1 rRNA gene is annotated in these 493 nt (G+C 53.5%); it reads left to right on the top strand.

Annotated features, from left to right (window positions below):
* Positions 1-40: 40 nt before the first annotated feature.
* A 16S ribosomal RNA gene (locus PGR09_RS24515) occupies positions 41-493 on the top strand; the annotation flags it as partial.

The following is a 493-nucleotide window of genomic DNA, read 5'->3' as shown; positions in this document are numbered from 1 at the left end:
CGTAATTCATTACGAAGTTTAATTCACGAGCATCAAACTTAAATTGAAGAGTTTGATCATGGCTCAGATTGAACGCTGGCGGCAGGCCTAACACATGCAAGTCGAGCGGTAGCACAGAGAGCTTGCTCTCGGGTGACGAGCGGCGGACGGGTGAGTAATGTCTGGGAAACTGCCTGATGGAGGGGGATAACTACTGGAAACGGTAGCTAATACCGCATAACGTCGCAAGACCAAAGTGGGGGACCTTCGGGCCTCATGCCATCAGATGTGCCCAGATGGGATTAGCTAGTAGGTGGGGTAATGGCTCACCTAGGCGACGATCCCTAGCTGGTCTGAGAGGATGACCAGCCACACTGGAACTGAGACACGGTCCAGACTCCTACGGGAGGCAGCAGTGGGGAATATTGCACAATGGGCGCAAGCCTGATGCAGCCATGCCGCGTGTATGAAGAAGGCCTTCGGGTTGTAAAGTACTTTCAGCGAGGAGGAAGGC

Origin of the sequence: Klebsiella sp. 141251 (assembly GCF_050600725.1) — a bacterium.
In the GTDB taxonomy this organism is placed as follows: Bacteria; Pseudomonadota; Gammaproteobacteria; order Enterobacterales; family Enterobacteriaceae; genus Klebsiella; species Klebsiella aerogenes.
Note: the sequence above shows the minus strand (reverse complement) of the source record. Positions and strands in the feature narration are given on the sequence as shown.